The 18,496-nt window shown below is 48.6% G+C and carries 16 protein-coding genes; 2 read left to right on the top strand and 14 right to left on the bottom strand.

Translation table 11 applies throughout. From position 1 onward, the window contains the following. Positions 1–8: 8 nt before the first annotated feature. The 6 genes from trmFO to AC3Y23_RS06105 all read right to left on the bottom strand — a co-directional run bounded on the left by trmFO (position 9) and on the right by AC3Y23_RS06105 (position 7,992). Entirely contained in the window at positions 9–1,388 is a 1,380-nt protein-coding gene (gene trmFO / locus AC3Y23_RS06130) for an FADH(2)-oxidizing methylenetetrahydrofolate--tRNA-(uracil(54)-C(5))-methyltransferase TrmFO (RefSeq protein ID WP_379196694.1), read from the bottom strand. A gap of 15 nt (positions 1,389–1,403) precedes the next feature. Beyond that, positions 1,404–3,512 carry a type I DNA topoisomerase gene (gene topA, locus AC3Y23_RS06125; protein WP_379196692.1) on the bottom strand — a complete coding sequence of 703 codons (2,109 nt, stop codon included), beginning with the start codon at positions 3,510–3,512 and terminating at the stop codon, positions 1,404–1,406. Between the two features lie 163 nt (positions 3,513–3,675). Then, a complete protein-coding gene (gene dprA / locus AC3Y23_RS06120; RefSeq protein WP_379196690.1) occupies positions 3,676–4,794 on the bottom strand; it encodes a DNA-processing protein DprA in 1,119 nt (372 codons plus the stop codon). A gap of 225 nt (positions 4,795–5,019) precedes the next feature. Further along, the gene (gene sucD / locus AC3Y23_RS06115) at positions 5,020–5,949 is read right to left on the bottom strand and encodes a succinate--CoA ligase subunit alpha (RefSeq protein WP_379196688.1); all 930 of its coding nucleotides are present in this window, start codon (positions 5,947–5,949) and stop codon (positions 5,020–5,022) included. A gap of 70 nt (positions 5,950–6,019) precedes the next feature. After that, positions 6,020–7,177 carry an ADP-forming succinate--CoA ligase subunit beta gene (gene sucC, locus AC3Y23_RS06110; RefSeq protein WP_175371955.1) on the bottom strand — a complete coding sequence of 386 codons (1,158 nt, stop codon included), beginning with the start codon at positions 7,175–7,177 and terminating at the stop codon, positions 6,020–6,022. A 347-nt stretch (positions 7,178–7,524) separates the two neighbouring features. Then, complete coding sequence (locus tag AC3Y23_RS06105; protein WP_379196686.1) at positions 7,525–7,992, bottom strand: MarR family winged helix-turn-helix transcriptional regulator; 468 nt, start codon at positions 7,990–7,992, stop codon at positions 7,525–7,527. A 145-nt stretch (positions 7,993–8,137) separates the two neighbouring features. On the opposite strand from AC3Y23_RS06105, the gene AC3Y23_RS06100 reads away from it, so the two are divergent. Beyond that, positions 8,138–8,566, top strand: coding sequence for an organic hydroperoxide resistance protein (locus AC3Y23_RS06100; RefSeq protein WP_066362203.1), 429 nt, complete (start codon positions 8,138–8,140; stop codon positions 8,564–8,566). Between the two features lie 187 nt (positions 8,567–8,753). Here AC3Y23_RS06100 and AC3Y23_RS06095 read toward each other — a convergent pair whose 3' ends face one another. Then, entirely contained in the window at positions 8,754–9,170 is a 417-nt protein-coding gene (locus AC3Y23_RS06095; protein ID WP_379196683.1) for an HIT family protein, read from the bottom strand. 338 nt (positions 9,171–9,508) lie between these two features. Between AC3Y23_RS06095 and AC3Y23_RS06090 the strand changes: the two genes are divergently transcribed. Next, a complete protein-coding gene (locus AC3Y23_RS06090; RefSeq protein WP_379196681.1) occupies positions 9,509–10,414 on the top strand; it encodes a hypothetical protein in 906 nt (301 codons plus the stop codon). A 1,249-nt stretch (positions 10,415–11,663) separates the two neighbouring features. Here AC3Y23_RS06090 and AC3Y23_RS06085 read toward each other — a convergent pair. The 7 genes from AC3Y23_RS06085 to rnhB all read right to left on the bottom strand — a co-directional run bounded on the left by AC3Y23_RS06085 (position 11,664) and on the right by rnhB (position 18,411). Continuing rightward, the gene (locus AC3Y23_RS06085) at positions 11,664–13,493 is read right to left on the bottom strand and encodes a YifB family Mg chelatase-like AAA ATPase (RefSeq protein WP_379196679.1); all 1,830 of its coding nucleotides are present in this window, start codon (positions 13,491–13,493) and stop codon (positions 11,664–11,666) included. Positions 13,494–13,724: 231 nt separating this feature from the next. After that, positions 13,725–14,234 carry a phosphoesterase gene (locus tag AC3Y23_RS06080; RefSeq protein ID WP_379196677.1) on the bottom strand — a complete coding sequence of 170 codons (510 nt, stop codon included), beginning with the start codon at positions 14,232–14,234 and terminating at the stop codon, positions 13,725–13,727. Between the two features lie 39 nt (positions 14,235–14,273). Continuing rightward, positions 14,274–14,687 carry a hypothetical protein gene (locus AC3Y23_RS06075; protein WP_379196675.1) on the bottom strand — a complete coding sequence of 138 codons (414 nt, stop codon included), beginning with the start codon at positions 14,685–14,687 and terminating at the stop codon, positions 14,274–14,276. A 124-nt stretch (positions 14,688–14,811) separates the two neighbouring features. Further along, positions 14,812–15,198 carry a YraN family protein gene (locus AC3Y23_RS06070; RefSeq protein WP_379196673.1) on the bottom strand — a complete coding sequence of 129 codons (387 nt, stop codon included), beginning with the start codon at positions 15,196–15,198 and terminating at the stop codon, positions 14,812–14,814. After that, on the bottom strand, positions 15,198–15,497 hold the full coding sequence (locus AC3Y23_RS06065) for an EscU/YscU/HrcU family type III secretion system export apparatus switch protein (RefSeq protein WP_379196671.1): 300 nt from the start codon (positions 15,495–15,497) through the stop codon (positions 15,198–15,200). Before AC3Y23_RS06065 ends, AC3Y23_RS06070 begins: the two co-directional genes overlap by 1 nt. Then, positions 15,494–17,713 carry a DNA ligase gene (locus tag AC3Y23_RS06060; protein ID WP_379196669.1) on the bottom strand — a complete coding sequence of 740 codons (2,220 nt, stop codon included), beginning with the start codon at positions 17,711–17,713 and terminating at the stop codon, positions 15,494–15,496. Before AC3Y23_RS06060 ends, AC3Y23_RS06065 begins: the two co-directional genes overlap by 4 nt. A gap of 86 nt (positions 17,714–17,799) precedes the next feature. Continuing rightward, positions 17,800–18,411 carry a ribonuclease HII gene (gene rnhB / locus AC3Y23_RS06055; RefSeq protein WP_379197140.1) on the bottom strand — a complete coding sequence of 204 codons (612 nt, stop codon included), beginning with the start codon at positions 18,409–18,411 and terminating at the stop codon, positions 17,800–17,802. Positions 18,412–18,496: the final 85 nt, after the last annotated feature.

Here is an 18,496-nt window from a genome sequence, read left to right as displayed (position 1 = left end):
CCTCCTTATCAAGATAAGCTCTCTTCCTCTTCTTGGACTTCGCTAATCTCAGGTTCGATATAATTTAATTGTTCACGAATTGCGTATTCAGCCAGACTGTCCAGCGCACGGTGGGCCAGCAGCTCATTCTTTTCCTTCTTGTTGCGAATCTTCTTTTCAGGCTTCGGCAACAATCCAAAGTTAGCATTCATCGGCTGGAAGTGCTTCGGATCGGCTGAAGTAATATAAGCAGGCATACTGCCAAGCACGCTATCTCCAGGGAAAATAAGACCTTCCTGTCCCTTGGCGGCTCTGGCGGCGTTAATACCAGCGATTAGGCCGGAAGCTGCCGATTCTACATAACCTTCTACACCTGTCATTTGACCGGCAAAATACAGACGCTCATGCCCCTTCATCTGATAAGTAGGGTGCAAAAGCTTAGGCGAGTTGATGAAAGTGTTGCGGTGCATAACACCATAACGAACATACTCCGCATTCTCAAGTCCTGGAATCAGAGAGAACACGCGCTTTTGCTCGCCCCATTTGAGATGAGTTTGGAACCCTACAAGGTTATACAGCGTTCCAGCCGCATTATCCTGACGCAGCTGTACAACGGCATAAGGCAGTTTGCCTGTATGCGGGTTGACCAAGCCTACTGGCTTCATCGGCCCGAACAGTGCGGTCTGCTTGCCCCGTTTCATCATAATCTCGATCGGCATGCAGCCTTCAAAATAAATCTCTTTCTCAAATTCTTTGAGTGCTGCTGTCTCTGCCGTGATCAGCGCATCATAGAAGATATCAAATTCCTCTTCTGTCATCGGGCAGTTCAAATATGCCGCCTCGCCTTTGTCATAGCGGGAAGCGAGATAGACTTTATCCATGTCGATAGAATCTTTCTCGACGATTGGCGCAGCCGCATCGTAGAAGTAGAAATATTCTTCTCCCAGCAGGGCCTTGATCTCGGAGGACAACGCAGGGGAGGTCAGTGGACCGGTCGCAATAACAACAATCCCTTCCTCCGGTATATGCGTAAGTTCTTCATTTATAACCTCAATGAGAGGATGGTTATGCAGGGTGGATGTAATCTCGCCGGAGAAGCCGTCACGATCCACTGCAAGCGCACCACCAGCCGGGACCGCATTCCGGTCCGCCGCTCCCAGAACAAGCGAATTCAAGCGGCGCATTTCTTCCTTCAACACGCCAACTGCATTGCCTAGGCCATTGGCGCGCAGCGAGTTACTGCACACCAGTTCAGCAAATTTGTCTGTATGATGGGCCGGAGTCTTCACAACCGGTCTCATCTCATACAACCTAACCGGCACCCCTTGCGAGGCAATTTGCCAGGCTGCTTCACTACCGGCCAAGCCGGCACCAATTACTGTAACTTTCGAAATATCTGTCAACTTCATTTCCTCCTGAACCTATTATTCTGCTAATTCTTCGTTGTCGCTATCATTGTCCAGAACTGCTTCTGTATGATCGCATGAGGTGCATTGCAGCTTGACCCCTTGTTTATTGCGCTTCTCTACCATCCAGGAGCCGCAAGCAGGACAAGGCTTCAAAGACGGACGATCCCAGGAGACAAAATCACAACCCGGGTACTGATCGCAGCCGTAGAAGACGCGCCCCTTCTTGCTACGACGTTCTACTACTTTGCCCTCGTGGCATTTCGGACAGGTAACACCGATATCTTTGACGATTGGCTTTGTGTTTCGGCAATCTGGGAATCCCGAACAAGCAAGAAACTTCCCGAAGCGGCCAAGCTTATACACCATTGGCTTACCACATTTTTCACAGAGCTCGTCGGAGACTTCATCTTCGATCTCAATCTCTTTCATTTCCTCTTCGGCGAACTCCAACCGCTTCTCGAAGGATTCATAGAACTCAGCCAGTACCTTCACCCAGTCCTCTGATCCTTCCTCCACATGGTCAAGATCGCCTTCCATGTTGGCTGTGAATTCAACGTTCAGAATCTCCGGGAAGAATTCTTCCATTTGCTCGATGACCAATTCACCCAGCTCTGTTGGCATGAACTTCTTCTCTTCAATGGCCACATAACCTCGCTTCTGGATCGTCTCCAGCGTCGGGGCATACGTACTTGGACGCCCTATACCTAGTTCCTCCAGCGTCTTAACGAGCCTTGCCTCCGTATAACGTGGTGGTGGCTGTGTAAAGTGCTGCTTCGGATCAACTTCTTGCGTGTTCAGGTGATCGCCTGACTGTAGCGGCGGAAGGAACTTCTCCTCATCCGTCGTGCCGTCATCATTCCCCTCCACATACACTTTCATGAAGCCTGGGAAAGAAACTTTGGAGCCCACAGCACGGAAAATGGCCGGTCCTGCGCCAATATCAACCGAAAGCGTATCCAGCAGGGCAGAAGACATCTGGCTGGAAACAAACCGCTCCCAGACGAGTTTATAGAGACGGAATTGATCTCGACTCATGAACTCTTTGACCGTTTCAGGTTCGCGAAGAGCAGATGTCGGACGAATTGCTTCGTGCGCATCCTGAGCTCCGGCAGCCTTTTTGGAATATTGACGCGGGGATTCTGGGACAAATTTCTCACCGTACTTGGAGAGAATCAGTTCTTTTGCCTCTTCCTGCGCCGTCGCCGAAATCCGCGTGGAGTCGGTACGCATATAGGTTATAAGACCGACCGTGCCTTCTTTGCCCAATTCCACACCTTCATACAGCTGCTGAGCTACCGACATCGTTTTGGCTGCCCGGAACCCGAGCTTACGCGCCGCTTCCTGCTGCAATGAACTGGTGGTAAACGGTGCCGATGGATGACGTTGCCGTTCCTTTTCCTTTACCTGGCTAACCGTAAAATCGGCTCCCTCGATCGCCTGAAGAACCTCTTGAACATCACTCTCTTGGTTCAGTTCTTTCTTCTCACCGTTCAGCTTATAGAACTTGGCCTCAAAGTTTGTATCGCGGATGCCGAGCCTCGCGGTAATGCTCCAATATTCTGTAGGGACAAATTCGGCGATCTCGTTCTCACGGTCCATAATAATTTTGACAGCAACCGATTGAACTCGTCCGGCAGACAATCCTTTTTTAACTTTCTTCCATAATAATGGACTAATCTTGTAGCCCACAAGACGATCCAGAATCCGGCGAGCCTGCTGTGCATTCACCAGATCCATGTTGATTTTTCGTGGGGTCTTGAAGGCATCCTTGACGGCCTGCTTAGTGATTTCGTTAAAAACCACCCGACATTCTTCGGTATTGTCCAGATCCAGCGCATGAGCCAAATGCCAGGCAATGGCCTCTCCTTCGCGGTCCGGGTCAGCCGCCAGATATACTTTTTTCACTTTTTTACGGGCATCCTTCAATTCCTTCAGCACGGAGCCTTTACCACGAATGGTAATGTACTTCGGGTTGAAGTCATTCTCAACCTCTACGCCGATCTGACTTTTGGGTAAGTCACGAACATGCCCCATGGATGCTTTCACAATATATTTACTGCCCAAATATTTGCCGATCGTCTTTGCCTTCGCGGGCGACTCGACAATGACCAATGTATCCGCCATAATACGTCCTCCTCATTGACACTACAACCTTCTATACAAGATAGCCCCTGGGCCCTAACCTTTATACTGCGGTCTTCTTAAAAATTGGCGGGGACCTTCGAAAATTAATAAGTTCCTTAGAAAATACAAGGAGGATACACCATTGTGATGTCCGCTTATATTTTTAAATAATCTTATAAATGGCTCCCGGTAATTGTGTTACCGCTTTTTTTATGATTAAAGATAACAGAACTGAATGCAAATGTCCAAAATCCCACTGGCTTCTTACTAGAAGCTCATCCAAGGTAAAGGGCCCCTGATGCAGTATATGGTATAGTTGGGACTCCTCTCTTGTCAATTTCTTTTCACCAGAGCCCTCTTTGCCGAGCGGTTCGACATCCCCGTTATCACTTGTCATTACTGGAAGCTCAGGCAGAGAAAACTGATATTCTTCAACAATATCTGCACTGCTGGTGACAAGCTTCGCGCCCTGTTTAATTAGGTCAAGCGCCCCTCTGCTTTTGGGAGATGTCAGCGGTCCTGGAACGGCAAACACATCACGACCTGCCTCCAGAGCTGCATCAGCTGTAATAAGCGAACCGCTGCGGCTGTCAGCCTCAACAACTACGGTTCCAAGTGACAGTCCCGCAATAATCCGGTTACGCCGCGGGAAAAGACCAGGGTGACTCGGTGTCCCCAAAGGGTACTCGGTCAGCACCAGCCCATCTTGGGCTACAGCCCGCAGTAGCTCCCGGTTCTCGGGAGGGTAAACCTTGTCCATGCCGGTTGCGGTCACAGCAATCGTACTTCCGCGACCCTTGAGGGCAGCTTTATGGCAGACGCTGTCAATCCCTCTGGCAAGTCCACTAACGACAGTCAGTCCGGATTGGCTTAATTCACCTGCCAGCATTTCACCAACCTTGATACCATAGGCAGTAGGCACACGGGTACCCACCATGGCAATTCCGGGGCAGGACAACAGTTCCAGTCGTCCGCGGTAGTACAGTACCCATGGGGGCTCTACCGTTTCTTTTAACATTGCGGGGTAGTCTTCATCCAAAATAGTGAGCAGACCAATTCCTCTTTCTTCTATTAAAGAGTGTCTCTCGGCGATCCATTCGGGTGTGTAGATAGAGGCAAGGGTAGCCGCCACTTTCCCGTTTAATCCGATACGCTCCCAATCCTCAGGAATACAAGAAAATGCTTTTTCCGTCAATAACCCGGCAGCACGAATCTTATCGATGCTTTTCCAGCCAATCCCCTGAACCTCATTCAGACCAAATAATAAATCACGTTCCTTCATTTTGCACTCTCTCCCTTTTAATGGAAGGACTGACCTCCCTATTTTGTGACACACAGCTTATAATTGCAAGTCCTCTCTGAAATCCCGAATTTGCGCAAATACGCAAAAAAGCAACCTTCCATTCCCGCAGGAACAAAAGGTTGCTTACCTCTGATCACATTATACACGAAAGAGCCCTGCAGCGCAGAGCCTTTCATGTAGATATTATTAACGATAAGATGAATGCTAGTGAGTGGTGAATGTACTTAAAATACCGCGTTCTTCAAGCACACTTACCAAAGTAGAGCCCATCTCTGCCGGAGTCGGAGCCACTTTAATTCCACAAGACTCCAGAACGGCGATCTTCTCACTGGCAGTCCCTTTTCCGCCTGAAATAATGGCACCGGCATGACCCATCCGCTTCCCTGGAGGTGCAGTAGCCCCGCCAATAAAGCCGACCACCGGCTTAGTCATATTATCGCGTATCCAAACCGCCGCTTCTTCCTCCGCTGTACCGCCGATTTCACCGATCATGATAACCGCTTTAGTACCCGGATCTTCATTAAAGAGCTTCAAAATATCAATAAACTCCGAGCCTTTAACAGGATCACCACCGATACCAACGGCAGAGGATTGTCCAATTCCCCGCGTAGTCAGCTGATGAACCGCTTCATAGGTCAATGTTCCACTACGTGAGACTACGCCGACATAGCCCGGCAAGTGGATATAACCCGGCATAATACCGATTTTGCATTCTCCCGGGGTAATGACGCCCGGACAGTTAGGTCCGATCAGAACAGTGGAACGGCCTTCCATATAACGTGATACCTTTACCATATCAAGCACCGGAATACCCTCTGTAATACAGATCACGAGATCCAGTTCCGCATCTACGGCCTCCATGATAGAGTCTGCAGCGAATGCTGGCGGTACATAAATTACACTGGCAGTTGCACCGGTTGCCGCTTTGGCTGCCACAACAGTGTCAAATACCGGCAGGCTGACCTCTTCCCCATTTTCCAGCGTGATGTTGACTGTTGTTCCGCCTTTACCTGGCGTTACACCGCCAACCATCTGGGTTCCGTAGTCCAGCGCGCCCTTAGTATGAAACAATCCGGTTGAACCCGTAATTCCCTGCGTGATCACTTTCGTATTTTTATCTACAAGAATGCTCATTCTTCGTCACATCCCTAATCATTTTGTCAAATACGATCCACCACTGCGAAACCACTTCGCAGGGCTATTATTATACGAGAGAAACAATCTTACGGGCCCCATCCGCCATCGAGTCGGCAGGCACGATATTCAGTCCCGATCCGGCCAAAATTTCTTTACCAAGTGCCACATTGGTGCCTTCAAGACGAACCACCAGCGGTTTGGTCAACCCTAACTGCTTGGCAGCTTCCACCACACCGTTGGCAATGACATCACAGCGCATGATGCCGCCGAAGATGTTGACGAATATTCCATTAACCTTGGCATCGGACAAAATAATCTTGAACGCTTCAGTAACCTTCTCAGTAGTAGCACCGCCCCCTACATCGAGGAAGTTAGCGGGTTCTCCACCATAATATTTAATAATATCCATAGTAGCCATGGCCAAGCCCGCACCATTAACCATACAGCCAATATTGCCATCCAAGGCAATGTAGCTAAGGTCGTATTTGGAGGCTTCGATCTCTTTCTCATCTTCTTCCTCAAGATCGCGAAGCTCCAGAATGTCCTTGTGGCGGAACAAAGCGTTGGAATCAAAATTCAATTTGGCATCCAGTGCCATCACATTACCGTCACCAGTAACGACCAGCGGGTTAATCTCTGCGATAGAGCAATCCTTATCCACAAAAGCCAAATATAGCGCTTGCATGAACTTAACCGCTTTGTTCACCAATTCGCTCGGAATGGCAATGCTGTATGCAAGTTTGCGGGCTTGGAAGGTCTGCAGCCCTACTGCCGGATCAATAATTTCTTTGAAAATCTTCTCGGGATGTGTAGCGGCAACTTCTTCAATCTCCGTTCCGCCCTCCTCGGAAGCCATCATTACGACGCGGCCAGTCCCGCGATCTACAACAAGTCCGATATAATATTCCTTCACAATTTGGCAGCCCTCTTCAATGAGAAGCCGTTTCACCACTTTACCTTCCGGGCCGGTCTGATGAGTGACAAGTGTCTTGCCGAGAATCTCAGCAGCGTAGCTGCGAACCTCATCCAAATTCTTGGCCACCTTCACGCCACCAGCTTTGCCGCGTCCACCTGCATGAATCTGAGCTTTCACAACTACCACCGGGGTGCTCAGCGATTCTGCGGCTGCGACCGCTTCTTCCACCGTATAAGCTACTTTTCCGTTCGGTACGGCTACGCCGTACTTCTTAAGCACTTCTTTTCCCTGATACTCGTGGATATTCATTCCGGAAGCCTCCTAAAGTGTTGCGGTGACCTAGCAGGCAGCCTGCAGTCATTCCGCTTTCCGTTTTGATTGCCGCGATGCCCGGGTTCGGGCCGGTACAACAGTTCACTTGCCCGGAGCAGGTAGAAACGGATCAACCGCCCATATGGACGGCTCGCGTTTCTGCGGGAAACATAAGGTCTCATCTAAGACAGAGCTTACATATAACCTATATGCCCAAAAAGGAAACCCAGAATATTGTAACACGTATTTGAAACGCTTTCCTTAAAATAATTCATAATTTATACACACATTTTCGCTTGGTTTCATGCCGGAATGCGAACAATTATCTTGACTACATTCCGGTGTTATTTCTTGGATGCACTCGTATTCGCACTATGAACACGCCCTAGCAGATCTTTGAACTGAACTAGAAGGTCTCCCAGTTCTTTCTCCGACATGTCCGTACCTTCCATCATCTTGCTTGGAATACAAGCCGCTTCCTTCTGCAAATCCCAGCCGAGCGGTGTCAGGGAAATGAGTACTTTGCGCTCATCCTGAAGCGAACGTTCACGCAAAATAAGTCCTGCCGCCTGCAATCGCTTCAATAGTGGCGTCAATGTACCGGAGTCCAGAAACAGGGCTTCACCCAGTTCCTTCACTGTACATTGTTCGCGTTCCCATAACACGATCATCACGAGGTATTGCGAATACGTCACGCCTATTTTGTCGAGATAAGGCTGATACAGCTTCGTTATCTCACGTGAGCAAGCATAGATGGTAAAACATAGATGATTTTCGAGCAAAAGCTCGGTGTTTGTTGACTTTTCTTGCATATCTCTTCACCCACCTTATAGAACTATTTTATCATAATTCACTCTCTATATCATAATTATTGCAAAAAATAGTTTGACTATTATTTTATTTGTGTTAAATTAAATTGTGTACAATATATAAATAACGGAACGGGAGAGATTTATAATGATGACTATCCAACAAAAAATGTATGAAACAACAGTAAAAGCGGTGGGCGGAAGAAACGGCTACATCGAATCTGAAACTCCAAAGCTTAACTTGAATATCAGCACACCACGTGAATTGGGCGGTGCTGGCGGTGAAGGAACAAATCCTGAGCAGCTGTTCGCAGCTGGATATTCAGCTTGCTTCGACAGTGCGCTGAACATGGTAGCACGCCTGGGTAAAGTGAAAATCGAGGGCAGCGAAGTCACTGCAACCGTGAGCTTGGGTAAAGTAGAAGATGGCGGCTTCGGCATCGCAGTCAAGCTGGATGTCCTTGTAAAAGGCGTAGACCATGACACCGCAGTTTCGCTCGTAGAAGCAGCACATGGTGCCTGTCCTTACTCCCGCGCTACCCGTGGCAATATCGCGGTGGAACTGAACGTACTGTAACCCACTTGAACTTTTCTATCCCACCTCTTCAAAAAATATAATCTTTGCCCTCTGTTATGCAGTATGCTCCATGCACTTGGAACGAGTGCGATACAAAACAGCCACCCGGAAGACCGGGTGGCTGTTTTGCGTTTCAAAGTTCTGTCTCTAGACTTTATTTTTAGCTACATTTAACTACAATGTTGATTTATTGCTCACTTAATTCCTTGAGAATCTTTTCTTTGGTTTGGCTTAAACGTTTCTCAGCACCATGTGGGTGTAATGGTTCGCCCCAGGTGAATCCATCGCCTTCGTACCTTGGAATAAGATGCATATGGTAATGGGTAAGGTCGTTAAATTGTCCTCCATCTTGACAGATTCTTATACCGTCAGGTTTAAACAAACTTTTCAAGGCAATTGAAAGTTTTTTCGAAGCATCCATGATAGCATAAGCAGTCTCTGACTCCATTTCTTCGACATCTCTATAATGCTTTTTGGGGAGGATTAGAGTATGTCCTTCATTAAATGGAGCAATATCAAGCACACAAGTAATAAGTTCATTTTCATAAACAATATTCAAGTTGGGTTCAATACCGTTAGCGATCCTACATCCTAAGCATTCCATGTACAGCATCACTCCATCCTAAGCGGTAATTTTCACAGTTCACAGTGCATCGAAAGTTTGATTTGTCTTAAAAACATCATCTATGAGCATATCTTTCTTATTCGATTTAGTATTTTCAGATTCCTTGCTATCTAAAAATCAAAACCATGCTATTCACTACCTTCTGCAAAAGTTTACGAAACCTTTATACATTACCCCTCGTATAAATTGGATATTAACGGCAGTAAGGAAATATTAACTCACGCTGCTATAATTATACTTTTTATAATTAATATTTTTAGGGGGTAATTAAGATTTCTAAAAAACAACTGGCTCTAGGCATTATTATTACAGCAACTTTGTTATCCGGCTGTAGCTCTTCTGACGGTAAAGCATCGAATACAAACACAAACACAAATTCTAAAGTAAATACAGATTCTAACACAAATAAAAACACCGTTGCTGCAGATTCAAAAAAAGAGAAGAAACTAAATGCATATGAAAAGACGGCTCTTGAATATGTTAATGTCTTTATGAACGGATCTGATCCTGAAGCCAAGAAAGCATTCATAACTGACAATATCCATACAGAAGCCCAGCCGATATTCCAATTACTTGCAGCTAAAGAGGTCCCCGAATCTTCAAAGCTGCAAGATCCAAAAGTCCTTGAATCGCAAGATTATAAAGACAAGGAAGGCAAGAAAAACAAGATCGTCCTAATAGAAGGAACAAAATCATCCCTTCCTCACAGTGAAATAATCGTCCTGTTCGTAGACGAAAAAATAGTTTGGGTTACAAGTGCTACGGACAAGCAAACATTCGATGTAGTAAGAAAAGAATTTAAACACCCGGTTCCAGAGAACTCTTCTGTAGAAAATTCCGTTCCCGATCCTAAAGCTATGCTTCAAGAAATTCAAAATTATATCGTTTCGGACATTTGGAATACCGGATTTGTTGATATAAGCTGGTACATCGCCGACGGAACAAGCAGTACAGGTGAAAGCCTGGATATTGATTTTACAATGGAGCAATTAGGGAAAGCCATCGACAAAAAATCGGAGTACGACAAATACATAGAGTCTCTTTCCGATGAATACAGCTCGGTTAAAAACACTTGGGGAAAATTATCTGCTGAAGTGGATCTCTTGTATAAGCATTTACAATCTAATCCTCCAAAAGCCAACGATTCTAGCAATAAACTGGATAACGGCAAGCTCAAACAATACATGCAGGCATTCGAAAAAGATGTTTCTGACCTTAAGTAAGGTATAAATAACAAAAGACCCTCTAGGAAAAATAGAGGTCACTGAGAAAGTATTCATAATAAATCCACGAGAAAAAACGAGCCTCTAGAATCGCTTCTACGGCTCGTTTTGCGTTTCGGGAATCATATTTGACCCCCTGAAATTGTTGGAATTCGATAAAACAAGTAGTTTTTCAGTGGCCGCGGCTAATAAAGTGCGCTTCTTAAAATATACTGGACTTACACGTTTGATTGATATATCCAGTGATTATTTTAAGGGGTGCTTTTTTTCGGCACGACTACAAAATCATTGCTTGTTGGTCAATTAGCGGACCTCAGAGGCCTTATTGCTTATACATCCAGCCATTTAGAAAGATAACGGACTCCAGAGACGCTATGGGCAGAAATCCTGTTCAACTTTCGCTGCCAAGTAGGAATTAACGTCATCTGAGTCCGCTATTCTTTCAGGACAACATCATGTGAATAATAGCGGCTATACGGTCCGTTCGCTCTCATAAATAGCTCCACCCTACGGACAGGATAATCGATTATGAAGATGGTTTGATCCGGTTCCTTTGGCAAGAAATGATGATGTTGTTCAGTCCTTTTTTTTTGCTTTATAAGGCGAACAAAAGATCCGAACGTAAAGCTCGGTCAATACTTCAGTGGAATGTTTGGACTTCCGGTCGCGATCTATATAGAACTTATTAAAATAACAAAAAAAGCCTAGAAGTTATTCCTAGATTGTAATTAACGGCATTTTTGTACCTTAAATTCTCTGAAGCTGCCGCTTAGCGGGAATTAAGTGCAATATTGCACCTTAAATATTCCAGAATACCCCTTTAATTGTATTTTTTCGAAAATTAGGATACAAAAATGCCCTTATTTTATATTTTTACCTATATTAAAGAAAAATAAAGTGCAAAATTGCGCTTAATTTAGGATGCAAGACATTTTTCACTGTTAAGGCGACTGCTTAAAGGGGAGGAGAGGTTTGTGCCAAAGCCCTTACTTCACCAGCTTATGCATGGCAACCGGAATAATTAACAGTACCTTAGAATAACGTCTGATCTTCTGTTTGAATCTTAACTTCGCTTAATATAGTCAAGTCAGTACCTTATGATTGGTAAATCTTCCTTTATGTTTTCAAGTCAGCAACTTACGATCGGAAAATTCCCCTTTATGTTTTCAAGTCAGCAACTTACGATTGGAAAATTCTCCTTTATGTTTTCAAGTTAATACGTATGATCGGGTAATCTCCCTTTACATTGTCATTCCAAGGCCGTCACCTGCCGGTCCAGATTCCGATACTGAACCGCCTCTGCCAGGTGATCGGTGGTAATATCCGGCGCTCCGGCAAGATCGGCAATCGTGCGGGATAGTTTGATGATCCGATCATGTGCCCGCATGCTGAGTCCGAGACTCTCTAGTATGTCATATAACATCCGTGAACTTGTCGGTCCAAGCTTGGCATAACGGCGCAAGGCAGCGCCGGATAATTCACTGTTCCAAGAGATAGGTAGTCGCTTGTAACGCTCTGCCTGAATAGCTTGGGCTGCGGCCACTTCGGCGCGCATTTCGGCCGAGGACTGCACATGCCCCTGCCGTTCCCATTCTCGCGGACGCGGCACCTCCACCTGCAGATCAATACGATCTAGCAGCGGCCCCGAAATCTTGGCCCGGTAAGCTGCAATCTTGGCCGGGCTGCATGTGCATACTTGCTGCGGGTTCCCGCTACCAAGAAAGCCGCAGCTGCACGGATTCATAGAAGCGGCCAGCATCACACGGGCAGGAAAAGTAAACGCCGCCCGTGCCCGGCTTATTGTAACCACTCCATCTTCTAGCGGCTGTCGCAGCACTTCAAGCACATTTCGTGAGAACTCGGGAAGTTCGTCTAGAAACAAGATTCCGCGGTGAGCAAGGCTTACTTCACCAGGCTTTGGCGTGCCCCCGCCGCCGATCAGGCCAGCCGCTGAAATAGTATGATGTGGTGAGCGGAACGAGCGAGTTCGCATCAGCCCGTTGCCAGGATCCTTCAGCTTCCCAGCAGCACTGAAAATTTTGGTTACCTCCAGCGCTTCTCTTTCATTCAAAGCTGGTAGAATACCCGGCAATCGCTTGATTAGCATCGTTTTTCCCGTTCCAGGAGGGCCCATGAGCATAATGTTGTGCATCCCAGCGGCTGCGATGATTAACGCCCGTTTGACATGCTGTTGTCCCAGCACATCGCTGTAATCCTCAGTCATTTCATTCTCTGTTATTCCAGAGTTGCAGGGAGAGAGGTTGCGGGGAATATATTTAAGATGCTCGAGAGAAAGCGCCTTTGTTGGCGGGCGTTCTCTTCCAGCAGGACCATTAACTACGGTTACGGGAAAAGGAAGCTCTGCTTGGGGAGCCCTCCCTCTGGAATAAACCATATTGTCTGTGTCTGTGTCTGTGTCTGTGTCTGTGTCTGTGTCTGTGTCTGTGTCTGTGTCTGTGTCTGTGTCATAACGATTATCGCATTGCCCGGTGACCATCAAATCAGTATATTGCTTGTCTACGACTGAACGGGCCTGCTTGATCTGCGTACTACTCTTAAGTTGGACACTCTCTCCTGTATCCGGTTCAGGGATTTCTCGCAGATGGTCAGCAGCGTAGATAGTCATTCCACTAATTAGTGCAGCTTCTGCAGCGTTGGCCCGAGGCAGAAGTACGGACCGGAAACCGGCATCACGCGCCGCTTCAACCATAGGCAACACGCCATTCACTGGTCTTATGCTACCATCGAGCGCAAGTTCGCCGAGTAGCAGCATTTCTGAAGCTGCAGGCATCACAAGCTGACCGCTGGTCGTCAGAGTGCCGACGGCGATTGCCAGATCAAAGGCTGAACCTTCCTTACGCAGATCCGCGGGAGCCAGATTAATCGTGATCCGCTGCTGCGGATAGCGGTACCCGCAGTTTTTGACGGCAGCACGGACTCGTTCTACCGCTTCACGAATTGCTGAATCGGGCAACCCGATGATGGTCGTTTGGGGCAAACCGTCCGCAATATCAATCTCAACGCCGATCATGATGCCTTCGATTCCATATAAACAGGCACTGTACATCTTTCCGTACATAACAAAAAACACCTCTTCTCTTGAAATATGCCCTAAACAGGCACTATCGTTTCAAGAAAATAGGTGCTTCCTAATTTTCCGCTGAATCTTATTTTTTACCATAGTTAAGTTCCATTATAAATTCAATAGCTACCCTTAAGCAATATTCGTCCAAACAGTTTCTATATCCAATATCGTTCATCCCTCTGCCAAAAGACTCATATTTGCATAATTATGCAACACACTTCGCCATTATCCTTCTTCGCTAACTACAACAGAATCCCTAATCTGTTCAAAGGAAAGCGGGAGATAATCCCAGTGTTCTACACAAATGTTGAAATGATTTTTCCCTTCATACTTCTGCCCATGAATATGACCGTGCACATTTACGTAAGGCATATGCTTGTTCATGTACATCGGTTCATGCGAGAGAAAAAAGAAATCCTTGTAGATGATCGGATATTCGCTAACTTCATGGAAACCCGTCTCCAGCCACCACTGACGGCTTCGTCCACGGTCATGATTACCTAGAATAAGGGTTTTGTAACCGTTCAGCCGGGCAACAATGCTGCTGGTGTCTTCTTTGTTTAGAAAAGAAAAGTCTCCCAGATGAAACACCTTGTCCTCCGGAGCGACGACAGAATTCCAGCTTGCGATCATGCTCTCATTCATTTGAACGACATCAGTAAACGGCCGGGATTCAAAGTCAATAATCAGCTTATGCCCAAAATGGTGATCGGAGGTAAAGAATACTTTTGACATCATCCATCCTCTTTCCTGTATAAATATAAGTTCTTCCGGTTATTTCCTGAAGTTCCGCCAGTTCATCCGCTTTCGCCCCTCCACCTGAAATAATTCTTCCATGGGAGATACACTTTCATTCTCGATCAGCCAGCCACGCATTTCCTTAATGGCTTCTACCTGTCCATTCCCCTTGTCTCGCCAGGTCAGCAATTCTATAACTCTTATAATAAGCGCCAACAGACTATTATTACTGCTCTCGGTCTTCTCGGCACGTATTTTCTGAAACTGGGCCTCGTTCTCCCAATCTATCAGTATCTCTTCAGATATGGCTGGCCGCATGACGGTAAACGTCTTGTAGCACTGGCTGCAACAGACCATTGACATTGGTTCTGCACCTAATCTGACTTCGATCTTCTGTCCGCAATGCTGGCATGTAAAATTCACCTGTATCTCTAGTGGCTGGTTCTTCAATGGAAGCCCTCCTCGTGCTGCTAATGAAAAGTTACACTAATGTTTACCCATTTCTTTTCAGAAATGACCCACCTGTGCAGAGGCTCTGGAAAGGCTTCTTGATCGAACCAGGATACAAGCCTTGTTAAAAGGCCCCACGGATATGGGTCATGGAAGCTACGCTCAGATCTTCCTGCAACCAGACCGCAATCACGTCAAACAAGATCCGGCGTTCCTCCTGGCCTGTCATATGCAGATAAATTAGTGCCATATTGCGTACCTGTTGAATCTTGCGGCCATTAACCGATTCTTCTGGCGTGCCCTGCCGCAGCGTTCCGCTTCGGCTTCTGACCTCTACAAAGACCAAGCTCCCCTCGTGCTCTGCTATGATGTCAATTTCACCGCTTCTGCAGCGCCAATTGCGCTCCAAAATGACGTATCCCTGGGAGGTCAAGTAATATACCGCTGCCTCCTCGGCAGCGGCACCCTTCTGTTTGCGGTTATAAGGTACTCCTGAAGCACCGCTCCCCATTACAGATCCAGCTCCGATGCAGCTCGGTCACTCTGGTATACAAAGCTTAATATCTCCGCCACCAGTTGGTACAGCTCGGGCGGAATCTGCTGATCCAGATCCAGCTTAGAGAGCACCTCAACCAGCGCCGCATCCTCCTGAATAACTACACCGCTCTCCTTGGCCTTCTGAAGAATGATATCCGCAACGACGCCCTGTCCCTTGGCGACCACGACTGGAGCCTCGGCCTGATCAGGGGAATATTTCAGCGCAACGGCCTTCTTAAAATTATGCCGGATTTCATTCTCGGGCTCATTCATATACGGTAATCTACTCCTTTGTACGAATCCGGAACATAGTCAGCCAGCTTGCTGTGACTGTCTGAATTGTCAGTCAAGCTCTTCTCGGGTAATGGCTCTGTTTTTAAAGACAATAATTGATAGCCTATCGACTCCACAGCGGCCCCGATGTCATCACGCCGCTGCTCCAACAATTCCAGCACCACCGGATGGTTGTTGTGCATCTTCAGACTGACAATACGATTCACCACCTGCACGTCCACCAGGGTCTGCCCTAGCTGCTTCATATCCAGATCGAACCAGAGCCGGCAATTTGCCGCGTCCAGTTCCCCCTTGCGTCCTCGCCGGGATTGAATATGGACAGAAGCCGTCTCCTGGCCATTCTCCCCATGCAGCGGCAGAAACAGAGTCACCTGGGCAAAAGGTGCCGTGCGGTCTGTATTCAGCAGCAGCTGTTGTCCGGTCAGCTGCTGAACCAACTGGCCCGCGGCTTCCTTGACCGCGGGCGGCACCTCGCTGCTGCCCATTACCTGCAGCAGCACGCCCTTGAGCGTCTCGGCGCCGTCATGCCCGGCGCCGGACGCCCCGCCCAGTGCCTGCGGCAGCTGGGCTTCACGCCCGCCCGTGGCCAGAGGCACGGCCGCGGGGCGCACCTCCGCGGCGGCTGCGCCGCTGCCGCGGACGGCCTGCTGCTCGTGCTCCGCACCGAGCAGCTTCAGCACCCGCCCCACCCACGACTCACTGTCGTGGGCCAGGGCGGTGCCCTGCTGCGGCGTCATTGCCGCAGCCTGCCGTTCCCCGCGCGGCGCTGCCTGCCGTTCCCCGCGCGGCGCTGCCTGCGCGGGCTCCTGCCCCGCCGCAGCTGAAGGCGGGGCTGTCTGCCCCAGCGGCGCATCAGCCGCAGGGGCCCCGGGTCCGCCCGCCGCGCCAGCGGGCGGGGCAGCCGTGAGCTGCGGCAGCGTGCTGCGCAGCTCGGAGAGTACGCCCTGCAGCTTCGCGAGCAGGGCAGTGCCGGACGGCTCTGCCGGTCCGGCCGTCAGCTTGCCTGCTGCAGACTCAGCAGGCCCACCGTTTGCGCCGCCGATCTTCGCGGCGCTATTCGGTGCCGCCTCTTCTTCGGCGGCACCAGCTCCCACAAGCGCAGCCCCGGCAGAAGGCGCGGGTGCCGGAGCTTTTGCCGCTGGCGCTTCATTACCTCTAGCAACATTGGCCCCTTGGCTCTCTTCTTGACCATCCACAGAGGCAGCACCCGTTAGTGCAGACGCTTGATCCACATCTACCGGCACTACTCCTCCGCTTCCACTAGGGGTAATGCTCCCGTTCACCGCCACAGAACTACCAGTGGAAACTCCGACGTTACTTGTGCCCGCTGAATTCACTCCAGTTCCAGTCGTTCCCGAAGTACCTGGATTACTGCCACTTTCAGCGTCAGCGGAAATACCAATCGTTCCGAGTAGTCCATTTCCTTTGCCAGCTCCATTGTCCGCAACGGGCATAGCGGCTGTACCTACGGTTCTCCCCTGTGATAATCCCCCCTCCAGCTGAGGATTGCTAACAGACCCCGAAACAGCATTCATACCATTCGCAGTCCCTGAGTTTGGGGAAGGCGTTGGTCCCTTACCATCCGCTCCTGCTTTGCCAGCCCCTTGTTCTGCCCAAAGGTTCAATTGTTCCTCCAGCGAAGACAACAATTGATGTAACGGAGGACCAAACACGGCCTGCTGCAGCCCTCTTACACTTTCGGCCGTAACTGGCAACCCTCTTTTCACAGAAATCACAGCCGCTTCCAACCACTGCTCCGCAGGAACACCAGGTGGCTTGGCATTCATAATCATATTCAGCTTTGCTGCCGTTTCCTTCGTCAATGCCAGACCGCCGGACTGCATCGCCAGCACAATCTCCCGTCCAGCTTTGGCATCCGTCAATCCCAGCGATTCCAATGCTTCACCCATACTCTGCGGGATAGCTGTTTGCCCAGGGGAGACTGGCTTTAGGACCGGGAGTCCGTTTTCTCCAGGCGGGGCCACTTGCAGATTCAACGTCTGCCCTGGCTGTAGCGGCGTCTCCAGCTCTGCCCGTACAGGGGCGCCCTGAATTTGCACCACGGCCTCTTTTCCCGAATCAGATACACTTAGAACCACACCGCGAACAACTTGTCCTTCCTTTAATTCCACAGACTTGGGCTCACCCGGCTTGCTGTCACCAAGCAGCCCACGGATCAATGAACCGATATTCATCTTTTGCCCTCCTCCAGTTGTTCTTTTACATATATATCGGAAAAAATCATTCTTTTATAAGAACAAACTACCGAGTTCATCAACAACTAGAATAATGTCTGCTGCTCTGCCAGAATTCTACCGATAAAGCTGCGCCGGTGCATTGGGGTTGGTCCCAGTGCTGTAATCTGTTCACGGTGCAGCTTGGTCGCATAACCTTTATGTATGGCGATGCCATAGTCCGGGTATAATTCCTCCCACAAACCTTCACACAGCCTATCACGCGTTACTTTAGCTACGATGGAAGCCGCGGCAATGGATTGACTGTTAGCATCCCCTTTGATTATTGCCCGTTGTGGCAGCGGCAGATCCACTTTCTCCGCGTCGACCAGCATATAATCAGGGGAGTGGTTCAGACCTTCCACCGCTTTTTTCATGGCCAGCCTGGACGCCTGTTTAATGTTAATCTCATCTATAACCGCAGCGTCCACATGGCCTACACTAACTGCCAGCGCCTGCTCCATAATTAGCTCAAACAAAGCATCTCTCTTCTTGGCAGACAGCTTCTTGGAATCATCCACGCCGTCAATGATCAGCCCTTCCGGCAGGATCACCGCCGCGGCGACGACGTCCCCGAACAGACAGCCCCTTCCCACCTCATCTACACCGGCGATCCGCCGATAAGACTGCTCCCAGCCTTCCTTTTCATACAACAACATATCAATACTCAATCTTCTACACCTGCCAGTCATCTTCTTTTAAGCCAGCTTAACACAGGATTAACCCTGCGAAAACCTATAAAAT

The sequence above is a fragment of the Paenibacillus sp. MAHUQ-45 genome (genome assembly GCF_058133325.1).
The sequence above is the reverse complement of the archived record's forward strand: the minus strand, read 5'-3'. Positions and strand labels throughout refer to the sequence as shown.